This is a genomic window from Ochrobactrum sp. PL_is483 (assembly GCF_055816855.1).
The window spans coordinates 133163-155128 of the sequence record NZ_JBVPGS010000036.1 but is presented as its reverse complement, the minus strand read 5'-3'; the positions used below and the strand labels follow the sequence as shown (position 1 = coordinate 155128).

Below are 21966 nucleotides of genomic sequence, written 5' to 3'. Positions count from 1 at the left end.
TGGAAAGACTGTGCCACAACTATCGTCAACAATAAAAATACAAATCGTAAACAACTATAAAAGTTGTAGCTAATAAGGGGACAGTATGACAATCAAAAATCCATCACCCTCATTGTACAATGAGGATTTGGCACCAGCCGAAGAACGCAAATGGGGCGCCTTCAGCATTTTCAACGTCTGGACATCGGATGTTCATAGCCTTTGGGGCTATTATCTTGCCGCAAGCCTGTTTCTTTTGTGCGGCAGTTTTCTGAACTTTGTTATAGCGATCGGTGCAGGATCATTGGTCATCTTCTTCCTGATGACTCTCGTCGGTAATGCCGGCGTGCGGACAGGCGTGCCTTTTCCGGTGCTGGCGCGGGCATCGTTCGGCACGTTCGGAGCCAATTTTCCAGCCCTCGTGCGCGGTGTCGTCGCCTGTTTCTGGTATGGCGCGCAGACCGCTGCCGCCTCCGGCGCCATCGTCGCGCTGCTTATCCGCAACGAAAGCATGCTGTCCTTTCACCAGAACAGCCATCTGCTCGGCCACTCGACCCTCGAAGTCATCTGCTATGTCCTGGTTTGGGCAGCCCAGCTTCTCATCATCCAGCGCGGCATGGAAACTGTCCGCAAATTCCAGGACTGGGCCGGTCCGGCAGTCTGGATCATGATGCTGATCCTGGCCGTTTATCTGGTTATCAAGGCCGGCACGTTTTCTTTCGGCAGCGAAATTCCGCGCGATGTGCTTCTCGAGAAAACAAAAGATGCAGGCGTTACCGGCGAGCCGGGTTCGTTTGCGGCACTCGCTGCCGTCGCGGCCACGTGGATCACCTATTTTGCGGCACTCTATCTGAACTTCTGCGACTTCTCGCGCTATGCCAAGGACGAAGCATCCTTGCGGCGCGGCAATCTTTGGGGCCTGCCGGTCAATCTTCTGGCCTTCTGCCTTGTCGCCGGCGTCACCACCACCGCTGCCTTCACAGTCTATGGCGAAGTGCTGCTTCATCCCGACCAGATTTCGGCAAAGTTCGATAGCTGGTTCCTTGCACTGCTTGCCGCGCTGACTTTCACCGTCGCCACGCTCGGCATCAATGTGGTTGCGAACTTCGTTTCCGCCGCCTTCGACTTCTCCAACACATTGCCGCAGAAAGTCTCGTTCAAGCGGGGCGGTGTCATCGCAGCATTGATCGCATTGATCCTCTATCCGTTTGCCCCGTGGGAAACCGGCGCAGCCCATTTCGTCAACTTCCTCGGCTCCACCATGGGCCCGATCTTCGGAATCATGATGGTCGATTATTATCTGCTGCGTCGCGGACAGTTGAATGTGGCCGATCTTTATCAGGAAAACGGTGAGTTCCGGTTCCAGAATGGCTGGCACGTCAAGGCTTTCATCGCTTTTGCTATCGGCGCCCTGTTCTCATCCGTCCTGCCAATGGCCACCAATCTTCTGCCGAGCTGGTGGGCGACCTATGGCTGGTTCTTCGGCGTGGCTATTGGCGGCAGCGTCTATTTTATCCTGCGTAAGTCGCAAACAGAACTTCGCAGTCCTGCAAATCAGCACTCTGCCTGACAAAAAGAGACGAAAATGCCCGGCATCTGCCGGGCATTTTCATTTAGAGCGCATCCAACAAAACATCAGATCGGCGATCTAACGGCCAATCCGGCCCAGATGCGTATCCTGAAATCCTGATCCATATTTGAGACCATAACCGAGTGCACGGTCGACGCCGATATGCACGGCCCAGATCAGCGCAATTGCGAGGCAAAGCGGCCAGTTCATGGCCCAGCCAAGCACCGCCACCAACACCACGCCGATCCAGCTATGAGCAATATTATAGACGACCGCGCCTGTACGCGGTCCCCTCACATAGCCGAAGAACGAAAGATCGGGCGCAAGGATGAGAATGGCGAAGAGCCACCAGCTTGCGCCACTGACCCAATAGGCTCCGAGCGCCAGCAGCGCGAGGGAAAGACTTTCGAGCCGCTGGATCAGGTTCATTTGCGCTTTCCCTCGCAATAGGCTTCCCAAAGATCGGGACGCCGCTCCCTGGTGATCCGCTCAGCCTGTTCGTGCCGCCATTTGTCAATGGCACCATGATTGCCGGAGGTCAGGATTTCGGGAATGGGCCGATCTTCCCAAACCTGCGGGCGGGTGTAGTGCGGATGTTCGAGCAGGCCGGTCTCGAAACTCTCCGTCTCGCCGGATTCGCGATTGCCCATCACGCCCGGCAAAAGCCGCACAATGGCATCGAGCAGCACGATGGCCGCAGTCTCTCCACCCGACAGGATGTAATCGCCAATCGATACTTCCTCGAGATTGCGCGCCTCGATCACGCGTTCATCCACGCCTTCGAAACGCCCGCAGAGAATGATCGCGCCCGGCCCTTCGGCCAGTTCGCGAACGCGCTTTTGCGTCAGCGGCTTTCCGCGTGGGCTCATCACAAGCATCGGACGCTGACCGTCGGCAACCGAATCCAGCGCGCGGGCGATAACGTCCGGCTTCATCACCATGCCGGCGCCGCCGCCAGATGGCGTATCGTCCACCATACGATGCCGCCCTTCCGCAAAATCGCGTATCTGCACCGCATCGAGCCGCCATTTGGCTTCACCGAGCGCCTTGCCCGCAAGCGAAGCGCCAAGCGGTCCGGGAAACATTTCCGGATAAAGCGTCAGCACGGATGCATGAAAGAAACCGGCCTCATCATCGACCTTCGAAACTTCGGTCATGACTTCTTCGGCTTTTTCTTTTCGCTTTGCGGACGCTCGTCCTCATCGTCGGCGATCAATCCGGCGGCATAGGGCTCGACCAGCAATGTTCCCTTGTCGAAATCGATCTCCGGCACGGCCGCTTCCGTGAACGGAATGAGCATCGGGCGCTTGCCCTTTTCGGATAGCTCGATGAGATCGCCGCCGCCGAAATCGAAGAGCGCGCTCACCACGCCATAGGTCTTGCCTTCGGCATCCACCGCCAGCAGGCCGATGAGGTCTGTCTGGAAGAATTCGTCTTCATCCAGTTCGTCATCCGGCAGTTGCGAACGATCGATGAAAAGCTCGATCCCGTTCAGCGCTTCGGCGGCATTGCGGTCATTGATGCCTTTGAACCGCACGACCACCACGGTCTTTGCAGGACGCGCTTCCAGAACCTCGTAGCTCTTGCCCTGTTCGTCATAAAGCAGGCCGTATTCGGCGATGGCCAGCGGATCGCCGGTAAAGGTCTTCACTCGCACTTCGCCACGCGTGCCATGGGCGGCACCGATGACGGCGAGCTGGATCGGGTTTTCTGGACGCGGCATTGCCAACCTTGTTTCTGCTGCACGGAGAGGACTATTTTTCGTTCAATAGCTCTTTCGTCGGTCTTTTTCACGTCATTTCGTCAGAAAATCGCTCTTCAACCCACGAAAACCAGCCGGTAACCTATCGCTGGCAGACTGCACGCGAATCCAGAGTGAACGATCGGCCTGATTATGACGACGAACAGCGAATTTCTGATCCCTGCCCGCGCCGACCTCGCAGCCGCGCGGGAAGAATGGCTGAAGACGCTGAAAGATGCGCGCCGCCTGTCCGAAAATACGCTCGAAGCCTATGAACGCGACACGCGCCAGTTTCTCAATTTCCTGACCGGCCATCTGGGCGAGCCGCCATCGCTGAAAGATGTCGGCAATCTGCGGATCGCCGATCTGCGCTCCTTTCTGGCCAGCCGCCGCAATGACGGCGTCGGCGCCAGAACGCTGGGGCGTGGTCTTGCCGGTGTTCGCTCGCTGCTGCGCCATCTGGAAAAACGCGGCCTTGCCAATGCAGCGGGCGCAAGTGCCATGCGCGCGCCGCGACAGCCAAAATCCCTGCCGAAACCGCTGACTGCCGAAGATGCCCGCCGCGTGGTCGCCGCCGACGGGCAGATGGCGGAGGAACCATGGATCGCCGCGCGCAACGCCGCCGTTCTGACATTGCTCTATGGCTGCGGCCTGCGCATTTCAGAAGCGCTTGGCCTCATGGGTGACGCTTTATCCGACAGCACCGCCCTTTCGATCACCATCACGGGCAAGGGCAACAAGGCCCGTCTCGTGCCGTTGCTGCCCGTCGTGCATCGCGCCGTCGCCCAATATCGGGCGCTTTGCCCATTCGACCTTACCGCCGACAAGCCGCTTTTTCGCGGCGCCAAGGGCGGCATTCTTCATGCGGCGATCATCCAGCGCGAAATGCAGAAGCTGCGCGCCGGTCTCGGCCTGCCCGACAGTGCGACGCCGCATGCGCTGCGCCATTCCTTCGCCACCCACCTTCTGGGTCGCGGCGGCGATCTCAGGACCATTCAGGAACTGCTTGGCCATGCAAGCCTTTCAACTACGCAGGTCTATACCGGCGTGGATACCGAGCGGCTTCTGGAAGTTTACGACAAGGCACATCCGCGCGCTTGATATTGGTCTCGCATCTGTGAAAAACGGTCTTATATTGCCCTCATGAAAAAGCTGCTTCTCACCCTTCTCCTTGCTTGTCTTGCAGGCACAATCCCCGCTCGCGCCGACAATGTATCCGCCGCTTGCACCCCGCACGGCGTCAATCTCATGGAGGGACTGGAGACGAGAGACCCGGCAAGCTGGCAGGAATTGCAGCGAGACGCCGATAAGATTCCCAATCGCAAAGGGCTTCTCTGGAAAATCGACAAGCAGGGCGTCGAGCCATCCTATCTCTTCGGCACAATGCATTTTTCCGATCCCCGCGTCCTGACGCTGTCGAAAGCCACCGACGAGGCCTATCGATCGGCAAGCACCGTCGTCGTGGAAACGACCGATATTCTGGACCCGAAGTTTTTCCTGCGTGTCAGACTGGAGCAACCCGAGCTGCTGCTTTTCACCGACGGCACCACGCTCAAATCGCATCTCCCCGAGCAACGGCGTGAGGAAATCGAACGGAAGCTCGCGGAACGCGGCATTGTTCTCGACGCGGTCGCCAAAATGAAACCATGGGTGCTATCCAGCTTGCTGGCCCTTCCCAAATGCGAGAGGGAGCGGCAAGGCGAAGGCGAGAAATCGCTCGATGAAAAGCTTGCCCTCGATGCACAGGCCGAAGGCCGCGATGTTCAGGGCCTTGAAAGCGCGGAAGAGCAGCTCACCGCGATGAACCGGATGCCGCTCGATTTCCACCTCCGCAGCCTTGTCGCCACCATCGATTATGGCGACGCGATCGAGGATGCCATGGAGACGACGACTGCCCTCTATCTCGATGGTGAAATCGGGATGATCATGCCGGCGCTCCGGAAAATTGTTCCCGACAGCCTTTCCGACGATGACTATGATTTATTCTTAAAATATCTCATTTCGGACCGGAATCACCTCATGGCTGATCGCGCCGTCCCGATCATCGACAAGGGAAATGCTTTTATTGCGGTGGGCGCGCTACATCTGCCGGGCAAGGACGGTATAATCGAATTGCTGCGCGCAAAGGGCTATCGGGTAATCCCGCTATAGGACCCATGTGGCTGAATATTTCTAACCGGCTCTAAGAGCCTGTTCCAAAAGTCGCCATTCCGGTCTGCAAATGGCAATTTTCTGCGTTCCGGTACTCATGTACGTTAAGCACACTGCGCTCCGGTACTCGTAAATCGCCATTTTCGCCTCGGCCTGCCGCTTTTTGTTTCAGGCTCTAAGATCGGTGATACTATTTTCAATGGCAGTAATATTGAGTTCGAGTTCGGCAATCTGTCTCAGTATGGATTTTCCCGGAAGCGCTTCTTCTCTGGCTGCTTCATCCAGAAGCTTGAACTGTTCATCGCGCAAAAGCGACGAGAGCTTTTCGAAGCGCTCAATGGTTTTCATATTTTCTTTCGAAGGCATAATATCTTTTCCTTAAATTTCGGCGTGGCTTTTAAGCGCTTGTGATGATCCAGCTTTACAGTGATAAAACCTGCATGGCCAGTTGATCGATCATAATCCGGCTTGCCGGATCACTTCCGTGATTGAATATACATAGCGATAGGCAGTTTCGCTGGGGTTAACGGCATATTCACCGCGCCCGCCCGCAGACCTATCAATCCGTACTCCTTTCTTATCTTGGAGTTTTCGGAACGATCCTCTCCTTTTCGCATTGTTATATACCGGGTGTGTTTTCGCAACATGATGCGGTTGGTGCTGAAGCGGTTCATGAATGACCCAATACCCGGCCAACCGACGCTTCCCGGCTATCGCTTCGATGATGGAAGGAACCATTGGAGGAACCCGATATGGTTGATCCCCTCGACCCGCGAACCAGAGATCCGCACCTTTCGGACCCGACTGGCCAAACCGGAATGCCGCCGCCACCGCCCAATCGCGGCGGAAGCGGCTATCTGCTTGGCGCGGTGCTTCTGGCTGCGATCATCCTTCTGGGCTACTTCTTCTACCGCAATGGCAGCGGGACCGATACTTCCGCTCCACCTTCGCCGCCACCGGCGACACAGAGCGAGCCTGCAACGCCGGCTCCAGCTCCCCCGGCCAACCCGCCAGCGCAGAACTAGACATCAAAAAAAGGCCCGCACGCGCGGGCCTTTTTACAATGGCAGGAATGCAGCCGATTACATATGGATCGGCTTGGCAAAGGTGGCCAGCGCGGATTCGCGCACGGCTTCCGACATGGTCGGATGAGCGTGGCAGGTGCGGGCGAGGTCTTCCGACGATCCGCCAAACTCCATCAGAACCGCCAGTTCGTGGATCATTTCACCGGCATTGTAGCCGAGAATATGCGCGCCCAGAACGCGGTCCGTAGCCTTGTCGGCGAGGATTTTGACGAAACCGTCGGTATGCAGCATGGCGCGCGCACGACCATTGGCCGTGAACGGGAACTTGCCCACCTTGTATTCGATACCGGCGGCCTTCAGTTCCTCTTCGGTCTTGCCGACGGAAGCCACTTCCGGCTGCGTGTAGACCACGCTCGGGATAACATCGAAATTCACGTGACCGGCCTGACCGGCAATGATTTCGGCAACCGCAATGCCTTCGTCCTCAGCCTTGTGCGCCAGCATCGGCCCCTGCACCACGTCGCCAATGGCATAGATGCCTTCGACATTGGTGCGCCAATGATCGTCGATCGCAACGCGGCCGCGATCATCCATATTCACGCCCGCTTCCTGCAAGCCGAGACCATCCGTGTAGGGACGGCGGCCGGTCGCGACCAGCACCGCATCGGCTTCAAGCGTTTCGGCCGCGCCGCCCTTGACCGGCTCGAAAGTCACTTTCGCGCCCTTTCCGGCCTTTTCCACGCCCGTCACCTTGGCGCTAAGCTTGAAGGCAATGCCCTGCTTTTCGAGAAGGCGCTGGAACTGCTTCGACACTTCGCCATCCATGGGCCCGAGCACCTTGTCGAGATATTCGACGACCGTGACCTTCGCACCCAGACGCGCCCAAACCGAACCGAGTTCGAGACCGATCACGCCGCCGCCGACCACGATCAGGCTGCCCGGAACCTTGTCGAAGGAAAGCGCGCCGGTCGAGGAAACGATGACTTTCTCGTCAATATCGACCTTGACGCCCGGAATGCCGGCCACGTCAGAGCCGGTGGCGATAATGATGTTCTTGGCTTCGATTTCCTCGACCTTGCCGTCTTCGGCGGTCACGGAAACCTTGCCCTTGCCGACAATCTTGCCGGTGCCGATGAAGGCCGTGATCTTGTTCTTCTTGAACAGGAATTCAACGCCGGTGACGTTGGCCTTCACGGTCGCATCCTTATGCGCCAGCATCTTTCCCAGATTGAGCTTCGGCGTCACTTCCACGCCGAGCGTGTCGAAGGAGTGACCGGCTTCGGCAAACACTTCCGACGCATGCAGAAGCGCCTTGGAGGGAATGCAGCCGATATTCAGGCAGGTGCCACCGAAGGTCTTGCGCTTTTCTACAACAGCAACGGAAAGACCAAGCTGTGCAGCCTTGATCGCGGCGACATAACCGCCGGGACCCGTACCGATGACAACCACATCGTATGACATTGAACTATCCTTCTTCAGTCTGTCCTGAACGTTTTCGAACGCCCGGTTCATCCGGGCCCGTTCTCTCATTCGAAATTATTTCCATGCAACCGGCATCCTTGAGGGGCCGGTCATTCCTCGTCGGGCGCGCATCCCTGAAAGCGGAATGCCTCCCACTGAAGCGGCTTTTCGGGTTTTGCCGCTCCAAAATCATAACCGTCGAGCGCCGTCACCAGATCGGGCAGCAGGATCGCCTGCGCCGCCGGTTCGCCCGCCTTGGGCAGCACATCAGCTTCCGCGCCTTCCTTCAGCGCGTAGATAACGCTCTGCCAGATGCTGCAATCGTCAAGATCCTCCGCATTGGAGCCGTCGCCCTTGCAGTTATAGGTCAGCAGCGCATAGGGACGCGCCACACCTTCCTCCGGCCAGATCACCATGCCGTTCAGCTTGAACTCCGGCTTGTCATTGGCCGTGATCGTGAATTCATTCGTCGGCGCCGGTGTCATTTTCAGGTCGTTCGGCTGCTCCGGGCGGAACGTCAGCGTATAGGCGTCGTCACGATCACGATAAATCGCGCGGTTCTGCGTGCAGGCCGCCTGAACGGCGGTAGAGAAGACCGTGAGCGCGAGCGCCGCAATAGCGGTGCTCCTGAGAAGCTTGTTTGCTGCGTGCATCTGTCGGTTCTCTCCCTAACTGTTCCGGCTGAGTGTTTCCGGCAGCGAATCTTCGGTGTCCGAAGATAATGCTTACATAGCCTTTTCGGTGGCAAGTTTAAGCCCCAGCGCGATGAAGACAACACCGCTGGCCCGATCGATCCATTTCGAGGCACGCGAGAAGGCCGCGCGCATCTTCGGCGTCGTCATGAAAAGGCTGACGCCAACGAACCACGAGATCAGGGCGGTAGCCATCACCACACCGTAACCAAGCTTCACCTCGGTCGGCGTATGGGCATGAACGACGGTGGAGAAAATCGACAGGAAGAAGAACACGGCCTTGGGGTTCAGCGCATTGGCGGCAAAACCGAGGCCGAAAGCCTTGGCGAAACTCTGCTGCTTGCGCGGTTCCTTTGGCGCGCTCTCCACCTCGATCTTCGTCGTTCCAGCCCGCAGCGCCTTGACGCCGATATAGACCAGATAGGCCACACCGCACCATTTGACGATGTTGAACAGATAGATCGATTTGGAAATGATGAGACCGAGACCCAGCACCGTATAGGTGACGTGCATCATCAGCGCCGTGCCGATGCCGAAGCTGGTGATGATCGCCTCGCGACGGCCATGCAGCAGCGACTGCCTTATGACCATGGCAAGATCGGCGCCGGGGGAAACGATGGCAAAGACGAAGATCGCCATCAGGGATGCAAGTTCGAACAGATAGGGATGCATCGCGTTTCCTTCATTGCGCGTGTCTCACGCGCAGGCTGTCATCACAGAACCAAAGCCAGAAGCATGATACCGAGCCCCACCAGACTGATCAGCCAGACAAAGGACCGGAAATAGGGAATGCCCGCCAGATAAAGCGGGATATAGACGATGCGACCGACAAACCAGAGCCACGCCCCGAGGCTGCCCCATCCTGACGGATCGCCTTTCAGGACCAGCGCCAGCGCCAGACCGATGAAAGCCGGATAGGTCTCGCGGAAATTGGCGGATGCCCTCTCCGCGCGACCGGCAAACTTGCCGGAGGGCTTCAGCCCCTCGTCGCGCGGACCGGCATTCCATCGGGAGCCGAGCTCCCTCGTCGCCGCAAAGCCCTGCAGGAGGATATGAACCACCAGCAGGACAACGCTTAAGCCGACCAGCGGCAGAAACGGCGATGCGGAGAAAAGGCCCGGCTCCATCGTTTTTCCTTAGAGATCGAGAACCAGACGTTCCGGATCTTCCAGGCTTTCCTTGACGCGCACGAGGAAGGTCACGGCTTCCTTGCCGTCCACGATGCGGTGATCGTAGGAAAGCGCCAGATACATCATCGGGCGGATCACGATCTGGCCGCCGACGACAACCGGACGTTCCTGGATCTTGTGCATGCCGAGAATGCCCGACTGCGGCGCGTTCAGGATCGGCGAGGACATCAGCGAACCGTACACGCCGCCATTGGTGATGGTGAACGTGCCGCCCTGCATGTCGGCCATGGACAGCGAACCGTCGCGAGCGGCCTTGGCCAGACGGCCCAGTTCCTTTTCGATTTCCGCAATCGACATGCTGTCGGCATCACGGATGACAGGAACCACAAGGCCCTTGTCCGTGCCGACGGCCATGCCGACATGGGCGAAGTTCTTGTAGATGATGTCGGTGCCGTCGATCTCGGCGTTAACCGCCGGGATTTCCTTCAGCGCATGGGTCACGGCCTTGGTGAAGAAGCCCATGAAGCCGAGCTTCACGCCATGCTTCTTCTCGAAGATGTCCTTGTACTTGGTGCGCAGTTCCATCACCGCAGACATGTCGACTTCGTTATAGGTCGTCAGCATGGCGGCTGTGTTCTGGGCATCCTTCAGACGCTTGGCGATCGTCTGGCGCAGGCGGGTCATCTTCACGCGTTCTTCACGCGATGCATCGTCAGCCGACGATGCCGGACGGGCAGCAGCCGCAGCGACCGGAGCCGGAGCAGCCGAAACACCCCCCGAAATACCCTTGGCGATGGCGTCAAGCACATCGCCCTTCAGCACCTGACCGCGCTTGCCCGAACCGTCCACCTGGTCGGCGGAGAGGTTGTTTTCTGAAAGCAGCTTGGCAGCGGCAGGCGCTGGCTGCATGGCCGGGCCGGACGAGGCGGATGCGACCGGAGCGGCGGCAGGGGCAGCGGCAGCAGGCTTGGCTTCTTCCTTCTTCGCAGCCGGAGCAGCGGCAACGGCAGCGCCATCGGTGGAAATCTGGCCGAGAAGCGCATTGACCTCGACCGTGTCGCCTTCCTTGGCCGTGATTTCAGCCAGTACGCCAGCAGCAGCAGCCGGAACTTCCACTGTCACCTTGTCGGTTTCCAGTTCCACCAGCGGTTCGTCGGCAGCGACAGCATCGCCGACTTTCTTGAACCATTTTCCGATGGTTGCCTCAGTAACGGACTCCCCAAGCGTGGGAACGCGAATTTCGGTGGCCATGGTTTTTTCTTCCGTTGATCTTCGAATTTTGAATTTGTGTTCAAGTGCTGGAGCCGCCCGCAAGGCGGCTCCAAAACCGGTTAGCTGCCGAGCGCATCCTCAAGGAAAGCGGCGAGCTGCGCAAGATGCTTCGACATCAGGCCCGTTGCAGGCGATGCGGCGGCCGGACGGCCCGCATAGCGCACGCGCTGATGCTTGGCATCGATATGCGCCAGCACCCATTCCAGATACGGGTCGATGAACGACCACGCGCCCATGTTCTTCGGCTCTTCCTGGCACCAGACCATTTCTGCCTGACGGAACCGCGACAGCTCGTTGATGAGCGCCTTGGCCGGGAACGGATAGAGCTGTTCGACACGCAGCAGGTAGACATCGTCGATGCCGCGCTTTTCGCGCTCTTCGTAAAGGTCGTAGTAGACCTTGCCCGAGCAGAGAACGACGCGACGGATCTTTGCATCCTTCTGGAGCTTGATGCCTTCGTCCTTGTTGTACTGCGCATCGTCCCACAGCAGGCGGTGGAACGAGGATTCGCCCGACATTTCAGCCAGCGTCGAAACGGCGCGCTTGTGGCGCAGCAGCGACTTCGGCGTCATCATGATGAGCGGCTTGCGGAAGTCGCGCTTCATCTGGCGGCGCAGGATGTGGAAGTAGTTGGCGGGCGTCGTGACGTTCGCCACCTGCATGTTGTCTTCGGCGCAGAGCTGGAGATAGCGTTCCAGACGGGCCGAGGAGTGTTCCGGACCCTGGCCTTCATAGCCGTGCGGCAGAAGGCAGACGAGGCCGGACATGCGCAGCCACTTGCGTTCGCCCGACGAGATGAACTGGTCGAACACGACCTGTGCACCGTTGGCGAAATCGCCGAACTGGGCTTCCCACAGAACCAGAGCGCGCGGGTCGGACAGCGAATAGCCGTATTCGTAGCCAAGCACTGCCTCTTCCGAGAGCATCGAGTTGATGGCCTCGTAGATCGCCTGACCCTTCTGGATATTGTTGAGCGGGGTGTAGCGATTCTGGTTCTCCTGATCGTAGAGAACCGTGTGACGCTGCGAGAAGGTGCCGCGCTCGACATCCTGGCCGGACAGGCGAACAGGGCTGCCTTCGGCAACCAGCGAGCCGAACGCCAGCGATTCAGCCGTCGCCCAGTCGATCCCCTCGCCCGTTTCCATCATCTTAGCGCGGTTGTCGAGGAAGCGCTGGATCGTGCGGTGGACGTGGAAGTCCTTCGGCACTTCGACGAGCTTCTTGCCGATTTCCTTGAGCGTCTTCATCGGAACGGCGGTTTTGCCGCGACGCTGCTCGTCGGCATTGTCGGCAGTGCGCAGACCAGCCCACGCGCCGTCCAGCCAGTCGGCCTTGTTGGGCTTGTAGCTCTGGCCGGCTTCGAACTCGGTTTCCAGATTTTCGCGCCACTGCGCTTTCATCTGGTCGATTTCTTCCTGCTTGATCAGGCCTTCCGCGATCAGCTTGTCGCTGTAGAGCTGCACCGTGGTCTTGTGTCCGCGGATCGCCTTGTACATCAGCGGCTGCGTGAAGGACGGCTCGTCGCCTTCGTTGTGACCGAAGCGGCGATAGCAGAACATGTCGATGACCACCGGCTTGTGGAAGGTCATGCGGAACTCGGTCGCAACCTTGGCAGCGAACACCACGGCTTCCGGATCGTCGCCGTTGACGTGGAAGATCGGCGCCTCGATCATCTTCGCCACATCCGACGGATAAGGCGACGAACGCGAGAAGGCCGGATTGGTGGTGAAACCGATCTGGTTGTTGATGATGAAATGCACCGTACCGGCAACGCGGTGGCCCTTCAGCCCCGAAAGGCCAAGACACTCGGCCACGACGCCCTGACCGGCAAAGGCGGCATCGCCATGCAGGAGCAGCGGCAGAACCTTGGCGCGCGTCGCAAGCGGAACCATGTCGTCGCGATTGCGGCCTGCGAGCAGGTCCTGCTTGGCGCGGGCCTTGCCCATGACGACCGGGTTGACGATTTCCAGATGCGACGGGTTGGCGGTCAGCGACAGGTGGACCTTGTTGCCGTCGAACTCACGGTCCGACGAAGCGCCCAGATGGTACTTCACGTCGCCCGAACCTTCCACATCGTCAGGAGCATAGGAGCCGCCCTTGAACTCGTGGAAGATGGCGCGGTGCGGCTTGCCCATGACCTGGCTGAGCACGTTCAGGCGGCCACGGTGGGCCATGCCGAGAATGATTTCCTTGACGCCCATGGCACCGCCGCGCTTGACGATCTGCTCAAGGGCGGGGATCAGCGATTCACCGCCATCGAGGCCGAAACGCTTGGTGCCCTTGTACTTGACGTCGATGAACTGCTCAAAGCCTTCCGCTTCGATCAGCTTCGACAGGATGGCCTTCTTGCCTTCCGGCGTGAAAGCGACCTTTTTGTCCGGGCCTTCGATGCGTTCCTGAATCCAGGCCTTCTCAGCCGGATCGGAGATATGCATGAATTCGACGCCGATCGTGCCGCAATAGGTGCGCTTCAGAATGTCGAGCATTTCCGGCACGGTCGCGTATTCGAGGCCGAGCACGTTGTCGATGAAGATCTTGCGGTTGTAGTCGGCAGGCGTGAAACCGTAGTTTTCCGGCTCCAGCTCATTGTAATCGTTCGGCTTTTCGGAGAGGCCGAGCGGGTCGAGATTGGCGTGCAGATGGCCGCGCATGCGATAGGCGCGGATCATCATGATGGCGCGAACGCTGTCGCGTGCAGCCTGCGTGATCTCTTCGCTGGTCAGGGCCGCACCGGTGGCGCCCTTGGCTTCGCCCTTCGCAGCCTTGCCCTTCAGCTTGTCGGTGACATGCTTCTCGACTTCGGCCCAATTGCCGTCGAGCGCGGAAATGAGTTCGCCATTGGCGGCGATCGGCCAGTTCTTCCGGGTCCACGACGCGCCTTCGGCGTTCTTCTTCACATCGTCGGCATTGTCGCCCAGTTTGGCGAAGAAATCGCGCCACTGCGGATCGACCGAATTTGGATCGCTCTCGTATCTGGCGTAGAGTTCCTCGATATAGTCGGCGTTGCCACCATAGAGGAACGAGGTGAGGGCGAAAACGTCGTTGGCTTGTTCCTGCCTTGCCATAGCCTACCCGGAGCCTAGCTCCGTCTCCTTGTCAGCGATTCATTTTGCGCGGGCCGGAAGCTTTTGACCTTCATCCCTCACGCCGCCGGGGAGGAACCGCTACAGACCCCGGCATAACTAAACTCTACGCGTCGGAACGGTCGTATCCGTTCCCTTGTCGCCGGAATGGCCCGGCTTTCATGTCAAACCCGGCAGCGGCTTTCGCCGCAGCCGGGATATTCAGATCGATGACCGATCTCAGCCCTTAAGGACTTCGACCAGCGTCTTGCCAAGCTGCGCCGGCGACGGCGACACGCGAATGCCAGCCGATTCCATGGCCGCAATCTTGTCTTCCGCGCCGCCCTTGCCGCCGGAGATCACGGCGCCAGCATGGCCCATGGTGCGTCCGGCAGGAGCCGTGCGGCCAGCGATGAAGCCGACCATCGGCTTCTTGCGGCCACGCTTGGCTTCGTCCTTGAGGAACTGCGCCGCATCTTCTTCAGCCGAGCCGCCGATTTCGCCGATCATGACAATCGACTTGGTTTCGTCGTCGGCCAGGAACATTTCCAAAACGTCGATGAACTCGGTGCCCTTGACCGGATCGCCGCCGATACCGACAGCGGTGGTCTGGCCGAGGCCTTCGTTCGAGGTCTGGAACACAGCTTCATAGGTAAGCGTGCCGGAGCGGGAAACAACGCCCACCGAACCCTTCTTGAAGATATTGCCCGGCATGATGCCGATCTTGCATTCTTCAGGGGTCAGGATGCCGGGGCAGTTCGGTCCGAGCAGGCGCGACTTCGAGCGTTCCAGACGCTCCTTGACGCGAACCATGTCCATGACCGGAATGCCTTCGGTGATGCAGACGATGAACGGGATTTCAGCTTCGATGGCTTCGATGATCGCATCGGCTGCGCCTGCTGGCGGAACATAGATCACGGATGCGTCGGCGCCCGTGCGTTCCTTGGCTTCGGCAACGGTTGCGAAGATCGGGAGCTTTTCGCCCTTGGCGCCTTCCCAGGTTTCGCCGCCCTTCTTCGGGTGGATACCGCCGACCATCTGCGTGCCGTAGTAAGCAAGCGCCTGTTCGGTGTGGAAGGTGCCGGTCTTGCCGGTCAGGCCCTGTACGAGAACCTTGGTGTCCTTGTTGACGAGAATGGACATGCCTTAATTCCCCTTCACTGCAGCGACGATCTTCTGCGCCGCATCGTCGAGATCGTCGGCCGAAATGACGTTCAGGCCGCTCTCGTTGATGATCTTCTTGCCGAGTTCGACATTGGTGCCTTCAAGACGGACAACCAGCGGAACCTTGAGGCCGACTTCCTTGACCGCGGCGATCACGCCTTCGGCGATGACGTCGCACTTCATGATGCCGCCGAAGATGTTGACCAGAATGCCCTGGACAGCCGGATCAGCGGTGATGATCTTGAACGCCGCCGTCACCTTCTCCTTGGAAGCGCCGCCGCCAACGTCGAGGAAGTTGGCAGGTTCTGCACCGTAGAGCTTGATGATGTCCATCGTTGCCATGGCAAGGCCTGCGCCGTTGACCATGCAGCCGATATTGCCGTCGAGAGCGACGTAAGCGAGGTCGTACTTGGACGCTTCGATCTCTTTTTCGTCTTCTTCCGACAGATCGCGCAGTTCCTGAATGTCAGGATGACGGAACAGCGCATTGCCGTCGAATGACACCTTGGCGTCGAGAACGCGCACGCGGCCATCGGTCATGACGATCAGCGGGTTGATTTCGAGAAGGCTCATGTCCTTTTCGGTGAAAGCCTTGTAGAGGATCGGGAACAGCTTGACGCCGTCTTCGCGCGCCTGACCTTCAAGCTTCAGCGCATCGGCGAGCTTGTTGGCGTCCTCATCCGTCACGCCCTTGGCAGGGTCGATGGCGACGGTGACGATCTTTTCAGGGGTTTCTTCGGCGACGGCTTCGATGTCCATGCCGCCTTCGGTCGAAACGACGAAAGCCGGACGGCCAACGGTGCGGTCGATCAGGATCGAGAGATAGAGCTCGCGATCGATGTCGGCGCCGTCTTCGATGTAAAGACGGTTGACCTGCTTGCCGGCCGGGCCGGTCTGCTTGGTGACCAGCGTGTTGCCCAGCATTTCCTTCGCATTGGCAACCACTTCCTCGACCGACTTGGCGAGGCGCACGCCGCCCTTTGCATCGGCTGGCAGTTCCTTGAACTTGCCCTTGCCGCGTCCGCCAGCATGGATCTGGCTCTTGACGACATAAAGCGGCCCGGGAAGCGTCTTTGCCCATTCTTCCGCCTGTTCGACGGAATAGACAGCCACACCATTGGCGATCGGCGCGCCGTAGGTGTGAAGCAGGCGCTTGGCCTGGTATTCGTGAATATTCATCTGGTTGTCCTCTGCGGATTCCCGGCCCGTTTCGCAACGAAACCGGTACGGCCCAAATCTTCGACCAATAATTGACAGCCGGAAAAGGCCGGTGCCGCACGCATGCGGCGATCCGGCCTTGTCTGGAATTTTACTTCAGCGACGGAGCGATGGCGATGCAGGCTTCGCAAAGACCGGCGACGGAAGCCACCGACTTGTCGAACTGCGCCTTCTCGTCCTTGTCGAGATCAATTTCGATGATGCGCTCGACGCCATTGGCGCCGATCACGGTCGGCACGCCGACATACATGTCCTTGACGCCGTACTGGCCCGAAAGCTGGGCAGCGACCGGCAGGACGCGCTTCTTGTCCTTGAGGTAGGATTCAGCCATCTGGATGGCCGACGAAGCCGGAGCGTAGAAAGCCGAACCGGTCTTGAGCAGGCCGACGATTTCCGCGCCGCCGTCACGGGTGCGCTGGATGATCTTGTCGAGCTTGTCCTGGCTGGTCCAGCCCATCTTGACGAGGTCTGGCAGCGGAATGCCGGCAACGGTCGAGTAGCGAGCCAGCGGAACCATGCTGTCGCCGTGGCCGCCCAGCACGAATGCCGTGACGTCTTCAACCGAGACGTTGAATTCTTCCGAGAGGAAATAACGGAAGCGGGCGCTGTCGAGAACGCCAGCCATGCCGACAACCTTGTGCGCCGGAAGACCGGAGAACTTCTGCAGCGCCCAGACCATGGCGTCGAGCGGGTTGGTGATGCAGATGACGAAAGCTTCAGGGGCATATTTCTTGATGCCCGCGCCAACCTGCTCCATCACCTTGAGGTTGATGCCCAGAAGATCGTCGCGGCTCATGCCCGGCTTGCGCGGCACGCCTGCGGTCACGATGACAACGTCTGCGCCTTCGATTGCAGCGTAGTCGTTGGCGCCGGTGTACTTCGCATCAAAACCGTCAACGGGCGAAGATTCGGCAATGTCCAGTCCCTTACCCTGCGGGATGCCTTCCGCAATGTCGAAAAGGACGACGTCGCCGAGTTCCTTCAGACCGGCCAGATGAGCGAGCGTGCCGCCGATCATGCCGGAGCCGATGAGGGCAATCTTGTTGCGTGCCATGATTGTTTCTTTCCTCACTTTTGATCCAGAAACGCATCAGCCCATCCGGAATCCTCCCCGGAAACGCTCAAGCGTTGGAACTGCGAGATAGGACTCTTTGGTGATAAACTCAACTCATTATTTTGCGACCAATGTTTTCAATCGGTTAGATTTATTGGTTCTTACGTAAACGTAAGATAATTTGTCATTTTCAAGGCAAAAAGGCCCTTCACCCGGCTGTCTCGCATCCTTCAAGACGTGCCAGCAGGCGCTTTCATCCCGCCGCCAAGATAATGCTTGTTTTGCATATGTCGAGTCCATAGGTTCGCCGTCAGCATCAGGCTCGCAATCAGGATCGGCCCGAAAATCGCAATCGATTTTCGGAAAGCACGATACACAGATTCACTGAATGAGAGCGCCGCGCGCCCTCACGGACACGCGGCGCTCTCAGCGAATTATCATTCAGGTCGAACGGCGGATTGCTACTTGACCGGTTCGAACTCGCCCGGTCGCCAGCTCTTGTCGAACCAAGGTTCGAGTGGCCCATAAAGCCGAAGCAGCGTGTACCATCCTTTGCCGGGGACGGTTTGGATCCAGTTTGCTTCCTTGCCTTTGGGGGCCTTCGGACCGAAATAGAGCTCGACCGAGCCGTCGGGATTCTCGATCAGCTTGTCGCGCTTGTTGTTCTTGCTCGGGAAGGTCTGACCGGTTTGGAGTTCCGAGCGCGTCTGCGGGTCGTAGACCACCACGGACCAGAAATCCTTGGCCGGCGCATTGGCGGGAATGCGCAGCTTGTATGTCTTCGCGCCATCCAGATACTTGCCGTTCCGGTCGGTCGCAGCATAGGCATACTGGGAACCGGCACCGATCATTTTCTCTACCATGGCAGGTGTGTTGACTGTAGCCTGGTAAAAGAAGAGGGTTCGGGCATCGAGATAACGGCCACCCTTGCCGCCATCCCTTAGCCATTCATAGCTTCCGCCAACGAAGGCCGCACCCCATGCGCTGTCCGGATAAAGATGGAAACCGTCGAGACGGGGCCGGAAAATCAGCGCGCGGGCGGTTGCATTGCCAATCGCGACTGCTTCGGTCAACAGTTTCTTCATCCGTGCATCAGGCGCGAAGGGCTTGCCTTTTTCAATGCCGATCGATGCAAACAGGCCCAGCAGTTCGGGATCGAGCATAGACGTCGGTTCGCGCTCGATGACCGTATGAAGTTCTTCGTAGAAGTCGTAATTGTTGGCGTGAATGGTATTCCAGGACTTGCGCGATCCGCTGATGAACTCCATTTTTGGCGGGTTGTCGCGCTTGCTGAGCGGGTAGACCTTCAGCCCGCTCTTGAAGGAAGCGACTGCCGCGTCGGGCTTGCCATCGACCAGGAAGCCGCGCAGGATCAGCCAATTCACATAGCTGGTCGACTTCGAGACGAAGTACTTTTCGCCGTCGACCTCTGCCTCCATCCCGCCGACCGGCGGATTGAGATCGCCCTGGTAATCGGGCGGCAGGATCAGATACTTGCCTCCCCTGCCACGATCAGGGCCCGGCCCGCCCATGTCGGTCACGAAACGAAAATAGGCATCGTTGACCGTGCCGGGGCCAGACTTGGCAGGGATTTCGACAACCGTCGGCCCGTCCTTGCCCAGATCGAGAACGACGCTGCCATAGACAGTATCAGTGTTGCCGGTGAGGAACAGCGGCGCCGAGTCCATGAGCTGGTCAAGAAGGACTGCCTTGTTGGACGTGTTCGCGCCCATTTCCAGATGTCCCAGTCGAATGGCTTCGACGGAGGTGGCAGGAATGCCGTTGAGGAATGTCTCGACGCCACGCATGAGGTCGAGATTGTCATAGAGCCTATCGGTCGTTGCTTCATCCGGCATCCCGTCAAAGAATTTGAGCGTACCGAGCCGGGTTTTCACCGTGTCGGGGGTCATGATCTTTTCGGGGATTTTATGATTGTAGCCGGGGGTTTTTACCTCGCCGACCGCAACAAGTGTTGTTGCAAGCAAACCGGCCGCGGCCAACGCGGCAGGACGAAGCATTTCAGATAACAACATTGTTTTCTCCCGGATTTTTTCAACTGACACGCACCACCCGCCTTGCATACACAAGAGGCCCCACCGCGACCTCTCCTATACGGTCACCACCACGGGCATCGTGCCAGCACCCGGAGCATTCATTGCAGAGACTAGCTGTATCCCCCCAGTCAGTCTTGCCATTTCACGCCAACTCGAACACGGCCCCATCCAACACGTTCTTACTAAACGGATTTTACAGCACAACCCCTGGCTGTCCCATGAACAGCATCGTTCGCGACCAGCATTTATGGAGTAACTTCCTTTAAATTCCGGTCGGATTGCGCTTCAGCCCTCGCCCTGCCCGGAAAAGGCATCGAGATATTCCGCGCTCTGCATCTCGAAGAGGCGGGAAGCGGTGCGGTCGAACTCGAAGGCTTCCGTGCCCTTGTTGGCAAGGTAAAGCTTTTCCGGCTGCGCTTCGGCGGAAATGAACACACGCGCATGGTGATCGTAAAGCACGTCGACCAGCAGGATGAAGCGCTTGGCCTCGTTGCGGCGAGAATAGTCGAGCACCGGCACGTCGTCGATGAATAGCGTCGGATAATGCTTGACGATGGCGATATAGTCCGCAGCACCCAGCGGCTTCGAGCACAATGCATCGAAGGTGAAGCGTGCCGCACCGTGCACGGCACGGGCAATCTCGATGTCGCGCCCCTTGATGCGGATCACGTCGGCCTTTTCAAGTACGCCGTCCTTTTGCGCCGCCCAGGCCGCATCCATGCGCTTGGTAGTTTCAGCACCCAGCGGCGACAGATAGACCGGCTGGCGATCAAGCTTTTCGAGGCGGTAGTCGGTACGTGAATCCAGATTGATCACATCGACATGGCTCTTGAGAATATCGACAAAGGGCAGGAAGAGCTGCCGGTTCAGGCCGTCGCGATAGAGATTGTCCGGCGCGACGTTGGATGTCGCCACCAGCACCACCCCACGGGCGAAGAGTGCGCTGAACAGGCGCGACAGGATCATCGCATCGGCAATGTCGGTCACGGTGAATTCGTCGAAGCACAGCACCCAGGCCTGCGCGCTCAGCGCATCTGCCACTGGCGGGATCGGATCGTCCTGCTTGGTCTCGCCGCGCTTCAGCGCCTGGCGATGCGCATAGATGCGCTCATGCACATCGGCCATGAAATCGTTGAAATGCGCGCGGCGCTTGCGTTCGACCGGCAGAAGCGAAAAGAACATGTCCATCAGCATGGTCTTGCCGCGCCCGACCTCACCGTGCACGTAAAGCCCCTTGATGACGCTCGTTGCCTCCTTGCGCTTGCCGAACAGCCAGCCGAGCGCGCTCGACTTGCGGGACAGGCGCTTGGTGCAGATTTCCTCGATCAGCCGGTCATAACGGCTCGTCAGTTCGAGTTGAGCGGGATCGGCTTCCACATCGCCCGCCGCGACCATTGCATCATAATGTTCGCGGACGGAGGGAAACGCCTTCAGATTACCGTCGAAAGACATGATTGCTTCCGTTCAACCTTTCAATTGCAAAAACGGCGGACCATCTTGCGATGATCCGCCTGTCTCCAGCGCGCATCCCGAAAAGTGGGAACCGGTTTTCGGGCAAGATGCGCGGCAAAACAAACAATTGGAGCGCCGATCTGATTCAATCAGATCGAAATGCGCTCCAAGCGAAAGAATGTCTTAGCGCGAAAGCGATACCGCCTGGCCGCCCGAAGTCTGCCCGTCGAAGCGGCTCTGTCCCGAAGAATAGAGCGAAGCGACGGTGCCGCCATTCGCATCATAGAGAACGAGCTGCTTGCCGTTGACGGCCCAGGAGGCGAGATTGCCGAGTTCGCCGGGGCAACGCAGCGGACCTGCGCGGTAGCCCTGACCATATTTGGTCTGCGGCGTTGCGATCTTGCAGCTCTGGCCGCCGAGCGATGCGTTCCAGACACCGGCGACGGAGCCGGGCGTCAGATCGGGCGCGGAAGCCGGTGGCAGGCTTGCAACCTGCGTGCCGGGCTGCGCATTCGGGTTCGTGGTCGGGGCCGTCGGGAACTGCGAAGCATTGGGAGAAGAAAGATTGCCCTTTTGCACCGTGCCTGCCGGAGCGGCGGCTACTGGTGGAGGCGGCGGCGGTGGCGAAACCGTATCGAGATTGCCGAACCGGGAGCTCTGGCACCCGGCCAGGACAATGCCAGCCGCCGCGAGGCTGAGCAGACTTGCTTTCGAAATTCCCATCTGGTTCTCCATTTCCGCATTTCTCATCAGGGGTGGGGGATGCCCCGGACTTCCTACCGAAGCCCTGCAATGTGACAATATTGGACCGATAAAATGGCTATATGGTTAAAAAAGCAACACCAGAACCTGTCATTTTTTCCCTCCAAACCCTTCAACATCGCTTGAAAGGACCCGATATTCCTGAAACTGGGACAGGAAGGCCACAGTTTCTCCGATAT

At 58.7% G+C, this 21966-nt stretch carries 20 protein-coding genes and 1 pseudogene; 5 read left to right on the top strand and 16 right to left on the bottom strand.

The features are described 5' to 3' along the window. The first annotated feature begins 85 nt into the window (after positions 1-85). Positions 86-1549 carry an NCS1 family nucleobase:cation symporter-1 gene (locus AC0TNJ_RS12420; RefSeq protein WP_473771313.1) on the top strand — a complete coding sequence of 488 codons (1464 nt, stop codon included), beginning with the start codon at positions 86-88 and terminating at the stop codon, positions 1547-1549. Between the two features lie 78 nt (positions 1550-1627). On the opposite strand, the gene AC0TNJ_RS12415 is transcribed toward AC0TNJ_RS12420, so the two are convergent. Genes AC0TNJ_RS12415 through rimM form a run of 3 tightly spaced genes read right to left on the bottom strand, consistent with a single transcriptional unit; the run spans position 1628 to position 3272 of the window. Beyond that, positions 1628-1978: a DUF4260 domain-containing protein gene (locus tag AC0TNJ_RS12415; protein ID WP_473771312.1), complete on the bottom strand. Its 351-nt coding sequence runs from the start codon at positions 1976-1978 to the stop codon at positions 1628-1630. After that, entirely contained in the window at positions 1975-2706 is a 732-nt protein-coding gene (trmD, locus tag AC0TNJ_RS12410) for a tRNA (guanosine(37)-N1)-methyltransferase TrmD (protein ID WP_473771311.1), read from the bottom strand. The genes AC0TNJ_RS12415 and trmD overlap by 4 nt, the downstream gene beginning before the upstream one ends. Then, positions 2703-3272 carry a ribosome maturation factor RimM gene (gene rimM, locus AC0TNJ_RS12405; protein WP_473768021.1) on the bottom strand — a complete coding sequence of 190 codons (570 nt, stop codon included), beginning with the start codon at positions 3270-3272 and terminating at the stop codon, positions 2703-2705. The genes trmD and rimM overlap by 4 nt, the downstream gene beginning before the upstream one ends. Before the next feature lie 171 nt (positions 3273-3443). Between rimM and AC0TNJ_RS12400 the strand changes: the two genes are divergently transcribed. From AC0TNJ_RS12400 to AC0TNJ_RS12390, 3 genes and pseudogenes are all read left to right on the top strand, one after another. Then, positions 3444-4391, top strand: coding sequence for a tyrosine recombinase XerC (locus AC0TNJ_RS12400; protein WP_473768022.1), 948 nt, complete (start codon positions 3444-3446; stop codon positions 4389-4391). 42 nt (positions 4392-4433) lie between these two features. Continuing rightward, positions 4434-5441 (top strand): TraB/GumN family protein, encoded by a 1008-nt coding sequence (locus AC0TNJ_RS12395; RefSeq protein ID WP_473771310.1) that lies wholly within the window; start codon positions 4434-4436, stop codon positions 5439-5441. A gap of 70 nt (positions 5442-5511) precedes the next feature. Then, positions 5512-5673: pseudogene (locus AC0TNJ_RS12390) on the top strand (flagellar basal body P-ring protein FlgI); the annotation flags it as partial. Here the strand turns inward: AC0TNJ_RS12390 and AC0TNJ_RS12385 are convergent. Further along, positions 5610-5807 (bottom strand): hypothetical protein, encoded by a 198-nt coding sequence (locus tag AC0TNJ_RS12385; RefSeq protein ID WP_473768024.1) that lies wholly within the window; start codon positions 5805-5807, stop codon positions 5610-5612. The pseudogene AC0TNJ_RS12390 and the gene AC0TNJ_RS12385 sit on opposite strands and share 64 nt — an antisense overlap. 386 nt (positions 5808-6193) lie before the next feature. Between AC0TNJ_RS12385 and AC0TNJ_RS12380 the strand changes: the two genes are divergently transcribed. After that, on the top strand, positions 6194-6466 hold the full coding sequence (locus AC0TNJ_RS12380) for a hypothetical protein (RefSeq protein ID WP_121982381.1): 273 nt from the start codon (positions 6194-6196) through the stop codon (positions 6464-6466). 57 nt (positions 6467-6523) lie between these two features. Here the strand turns inward: AC0TNJ_RS12380 and lpdA are convergent, their stop codons facing one another. From lpdA to AC0TNJ_RS12320, 12 genes are all read right to left on the bottom strand, one after another. Continuing rightward, positions 6524-7927, bottom strand: a complete 1404-nt coding sequence (gene lpdA / locus AC0TNJ_RS12375) for a dihydrolipoyl dehydrogenase (RefSeq protein WP_473771309.1) — start codon at positions 7925-7927, stop codon at positions 6524-6526. Positions 7928-8037: 110 nt separating this feature from the next. After that, positions 8038-8580: a hypothetical protein gene (locus tag AC0TNJ_RS12370; RefSeq protein ID WP_121999905.1), complete on the bottom strand. Its 543-nt coding sequence runs from the start codon at positions 8578-8580 to the stop codon at positions 8038-8040. A gap of 72 nt (positions 8581-8652) precedes the next feature. Beyond that, the gene (locus AC0TNJ_RS12365; RefSeq protein ID WP_121982383.1) at positions 8653-9291 is read right to left on the bottom strand and encodes a LysE family transporter; all 639 of its coding nucleotides are present in this window, start codon (positions 9289-9291) and stop codon (positions 8653-8655) included. 41 nt (positions 9292-9332) lie between these two features. After that, positions 9333-9746: an MAPEG family protein gene (locus AC0TNJ_RS12360; protein ID WP_473771308.1), complete on the bottom strand. Its 414-nt coding sequence runs from the start codon at positions 9744-9746 to the stop codon at positions 9333-9335. Positions 9747-9755: 9 nt separating this feature from the next. Beyond that, the gene (odhB, locus tag AC0TNJ_RS12355; RefSeq protein ID WP_121999903.1) at positions 9756-11000 is read right to left on the bottom strand and encodes a 2-oxoglutarate dehydrogenase complex dihydrolipoyllysine-residue succinyltransferase; all 1245 of its coding nucleotides are present in this window, start codon (positions 10998-11000) and stop codon (positions 9756-9758) included. Positions 11001-11080: 80 nt separating this feature from the next. Beyond that, on the bottom strand, positions 11081-14086 hold the full coding sequence (locus tag AC0TNJ_RS12350) for a 2-oxoglutarate dehydrogenase E1 component (protein ID WP_121999902.1): 3006 nt from the start codon (positions 14084-14086) through the stop codon (positions 11081-11083). Between the two features lie 237 nt (positions 14087-14323). Further along, positions 14324-15226: a succinate--CoA ligase subunit alpha gene (gene sucD / locus AC0TNJ_RS12345; protein WP_006467990.1), complete on the bottom strand. Its 903-nt coding sequence runs from the start codon at positions 15224-15226 to the stop codon at positions 14324-14326. Between the two features lie 3 nt (positions 15227-15229). Then, on the bottom strand, positions 15230-16426 hold the full coding sequence (gene sucC, locus AC0TNJ_RS12340) for an ADP-forming succinate--CoA ligase subunit beta (RefSeq protein WP_006470964.1): 1197 nt from the start codon (positions 16424-16426) through the stop codon (positions 15230-15232). A gap of 130 nt (positions 16427-16556) precedes the next feature. Then, a complete protein-coding gene (gene mdh, locus AC0TNJ_RS12335) occupies positions 16557-17519 on the bottom strand; it encodes a malate dehydrogenase (RefSeq protein ID WP_006470965.1) in 963 nt (320 codons plus the stop codon). A gap of 461 nt (positions 17520-17980) precedes the next feature. Next, a complete protein-coding gene (locus AC0TNJ_RS12330) occupies positions 17981-19552 on the bottom strand; it encodes a DUF1254 domain-containing protein (RefSeq protein ID WP_473771307.1) in 1572 nt (523 codons plus the stop codon). Positions 19553-19858: 306 nt separating this feature from the next. Then, a complete protein-coding gene (zapE, locus tag AC0TNJ_RS12325) occupies positions 19859-21025 on the bottom strand; it encodes a cell division protein ZapE (RefSeq protein WP_121999899.1) in 1167 nt (388 codons plus the stop codon). 183 nt (positions 21026-21208) lie between these two features. After that, positions 21209-21748, bottom strand: a complete 540-nt coding sequence (locus tag AC0TNJ_RS12320; RefSeq protein WP_121984953.1) for a protease inhibitor Inh/omp19 family protein — start codon at positions 21746-21748, stop codon at positions 21209-21211. Positions 21749-21966: the final 218 nt, after the last annotated feature.

What these genes read in the sequence shown, in the direction of transcription:
- AC0TNJ_RS12360 (WP_473771308.1), bottom strand. Translation starts at nt 9,746, where the DNA reads ATGGAGCCGGGCCTTTTCTCCGCATCGCCGTTTCTGCCGCTGGTCGGC.
- AC0TNJ_RS12420 (WP_473771313.1), top strand. Translation starts at nt 86, where the DNA reads ATGACAATCAAAAATCCATCACCCTCATTGTACAATGAGGATTTGGCA.
- mdh (WP_006470965.1), bottom strand. Translation starts at nt 17,519, where the DNA reads ATGGCACGCAACAAGATTGCCCTCATCGGCTCCGGCATGATCGGCGGC.
- AC0TNJ_RS12370 (WP_121999905.1), bottom strand. Translation starts at nt 8,580, where the DNA reads ATGCACGCAGCAAACAAGCTTCTCAGGAGCACCGCTATTGCGGCGCTC.
- zapE (WP_121999899.1), bottom strand. Translation starts at nt 21,025, where the DNA reads ATGTCTTTCGACGGTAATCTGAAGGCGTTTCCCTCCGTCCGCGAACAT.
- sucD (WP_006467990.1), bottom strand. Translation starts at nt 15,226, where the DNA reads ATGTCCATTCTCGTCAACAAGGACACCAAGGTTCTCGTACAGGGCCTG.
- trmD (WP_473771311.1), bottom strand. Translation starts at nt 2,706, where the DNA reads ATGACCGAAGTTTCGAAGGTCGATGATGAGGCCGGTTTCTTTCATGCA.
- AC0TNJ_RS12365 (WP_121982383.1), bottom strand. Translation starts at nt 9,291, where the DNA reads ATGCATCCCTATCTGTTCGAACTTGCATCCCTGATGGCGATCTTCGTC.
- AC0TNJ_RS12320 (WP_121984953.1), bottom strand. Translation starts at nt 21,748, where the DNA reads ATGGGAATTTCGAAAGCAAGTCTGCTCAGCCTCGCGGCGGCTGGCATT.
- AC0TNJ_RS12350 (WP_121999902.1), bottom strand. Translation starts at nt 14,086, where the DNA reads ATGGCAAGGCAGGAACAAGCCAACGACGTTTTCGCCCTCACCTCGTTC.
- odhB (WP_121999903.1), bottom strand. Translation starts at nt 11,000, where the DNA reads ATGGCCACCGAAATTCGCGTTCCCACGCTTGGGGAGTCCGTTACTGAG.
- AC0TNJ_RS12400 (WP_473768022.1), top strand. Translation starts at nt 3,444, where the DNA reads ATGACGACGAACAGCGAATTTCTGATCCCTGCCCGCGCCGACCTCGCA.
- AC0TNJ_RS12395 (WP_473771310.1), top strand. Translation starts at nt 4,434, where the DNA reads ATGAAAAAGCTGCTTCTCACCCTTCTCCTTGCTTGTCTTGCAGGCACA.
- AC0TNJ_RS12415 (WP_473771312.1), bottom strand. Translation starts at nt 1,978, where the DNA reads ATGAACCTGATCCAGCGGCTCGAAAGTCTTTCCCTCGCGCTGCTGGCG.
- AC0TNJ_RS12385 (WP_473768024.1), bottom strand. Translation starts at nt 5,807, where the DNA reads ATGCCTTCGAAAGAAAATATGAAAACCATTGAGCGCTTCGAAAAGCTC.
- rimM (WP_473768021.1), bottom strand. Translation starts at nt 3,272, where the DNA reads ATGCCGCGTCCAGAAAACCCGATCCAGCTCGCCGTCATCGGTGCCGCC.
- AC0TNJ_RS12380 (WP_121982381.1), top strand. Translation starts at nt 6,194, where the DNA reads ATGGTTGATCCCCTCGACCCGCGAACCAGAGATCCGCACCTTTCGGAC.
- AC0TNJ_RS12330 (WP_473771307.1), bottom strand. Translation starts at nt 19,552, where the DNA reads ATGTTGTTATCTGAAATGCTTCGTCCTGCCGCGTTGGCCGCGGCCGGT.
- sucC (WP_006470964.1), bottom strand. Translation starts at nt 16,426, where the DNA reads ATGAATATTCACGAATACCAGGCCAAGCGCCTGCTTCACACCTACGGC.
- lpdA (WP_473771309.1), bottom strand. Translation starts at nt 7,927, where the DNA reads ATGTCATACGATGTGGTTGTCATCGGTACGGGTCCCGGCGGTTATGTC.